The organism is Streptomyces sp. NPDC001822, assembly GCF_042892135.1.
In the GTDB taxonomy this organism is placed as follows: domain Bacteria; phylum Actinomycetota; class Actinomycetes; order Streptomycetales; family Streptomycetaceae; genus Streptomyces.
On sequence record NZ_JBIATW010000016.1, the window covers coordinates 1 to 1,765 of the forward strand.

The 1,765-nt window shown below is 69.7% G+C and carries 1 protein-coding gene and 1 pseudogene; one reads left to right on the forward strand and one right to left on the reverse strand.

The genetic code is table 11. The annotated features are described in order from the left end of the window. Window positions 1–723 (reverse strand): discoidin domain-containing protein (locus tag ACFYY2_RS28880; RefSeq protein WP_388748358.1); only part of this gene is annotated, 723 nt, incomplete at its 3' end. A gap of 753 nt (window positions 724–1,476) precedes the next feature. Here ACFYY2_RS28880 and ACFYY2_RS28885 point away from each other — a divergent pair. Further along, a pseudogene (locus tag ACFYY2_RS28885) lies at window positions 1,477–1,765 on the forward strand (hypothetical protein); the annotation flags it as partial.

Sequence of the window (1,765 nt, forward strand, 5' to 3'; positions counted from 1 at the left end):
GGTGTAGAAGCCGATCTGGGCGTTGATGTTGTTGTAGGTGCCCGGCTTGAACATGAGCGCGTAGCGGCCCGTGCCGAACTGGGCGGACTCCTGCTGCTTGAAGATCGCGTCGACCTTGGCCTGGATGCCCGGCGTCGAGGGGTCGAAGACCAGCACGTTGGGCCCGAGGTCACCCCCGCCGGGGATCTGCGGGTCGCTGCCGCCGGTCGTGCCGAAGACCTGGAACTCCCAGAGGGAGTGCCCGTAGCCGGTGGCACGCGCGGTGCCGGTCAGCCGGACGTAGCGGGCGGTCCCCGAGACGTTCAGTGTCTCCGTACCACCGGGTCCCGTGGTGGTGGAGTAGGCGGTGCTCCAGCTGCTGTTGTCCGAGGAGAACTCGATCCGGTAGGCCGTGGAGTAGGCCGCCTCCCAGCGCAGCACGATCTGGCTCACCGAGGCGGCGGCGCCGAGGTCGATCTTGATCCACTGGGGGTCGGAGAAGGCGCTCGACCAGCGTGTCCCGTTGTTGCCGTCGACCGCAGCAGAGGCGGGAGTGCCGTCGTTCTCCTGGCTGGAGGAGGTGACCGCCTTGCCCTGGGAGAGCAGCGACGGCGCGGCGCTCGCGGGGGTCTGGGGGACGAGGGCGAGGAGCGAGAGGACCAGACCGGCTATGACGGCCAGTACGCCGCTGCGTCTGGCCCGCGAGGCGGGGAGGGGTCTGCGGAGCCGGGGATGTGCGTACATGGGGTCTCCTGAGTCGTGGGGCGGGTACACGACGCGCACAGTCAGAGAGCGCTCTCTCCAACTGTGCGAGATACTCCACCCTTGTTACGAACACGTCAATAGATGTGCAACAACGCGTGTATCGGAGCCTGTTGACGACAAAGTCTGATGCCGGCCCCGTGTGATGCCCCTTTTGCCGGACCCCTTCGAGGCGGTCCGCGCCGTCCGGTGCGCTCTGGGTTCAGGAAGTGGCGGACGGATCCGTGAGTCGTCGCGGGTGCGCGCGTGGTCGACGGGTCCCCTCCGGCGTCGCGGGTGTGCGCGTGGTCGCGGTTCCCCAGGGGCGCCCGCCCGACGGCGGTCCCGTTCCCGCCGGCCCGTGCGGCGGCCGTGCTCCGTCGGCCCGGGCGGTGTCCAGGTCCTGCCGGTCCACCCGGCCGGCAAGACGCCCCGGACGGGCCGTCAGACCCCCGTCGGACGGGGCGACGGCAGCTTGGACGTGGTGTCGCCGGCGTGGTGCGACCGCGTGGGTGCTGCGCCCGCCCCCCTACACCGATGATCGTCGCCGCTCAAACCTCCTCCCGGCGTGGCGTGCCGTCAGACGGGTGACATCTGGCTCCCTGTCACACGATGGGCCCACCGCATCGCCCCGATTCGACCTCCCCGAGTGGTGCGCGGTCGGGATCGGACTGACGGTGGATCACGTCGCACCCGTGATCCGATGAGCCGACAACCAGCCGGCCGACACGGGAGTGGCGAAAGGACTGTGTATCCATGCGCACTGCCCGCACCCTGTTCGCCTCGGCCGCCGTCACGGCGGTCCTCGCGGTCACCACCCCCGCCGCATATGCCGTGACCTCGGCGGACGGCTGGGACAAGGACAGCGGTTCCTCTGCCAGCAGCAACGACGACCGTGAGAAGCCGGACTCGTGGAAGCACGAGAAGCCTGAGGGCGGTGTGCACGCCGGTGGTGGCGCGCTGGCCGGCGTGTCGGCGGACGACTGGGAGAAGGACAAGGAGTCCGGTTCCGGGAGCAACGACGACCGTGAGAAGCCGGACTCGT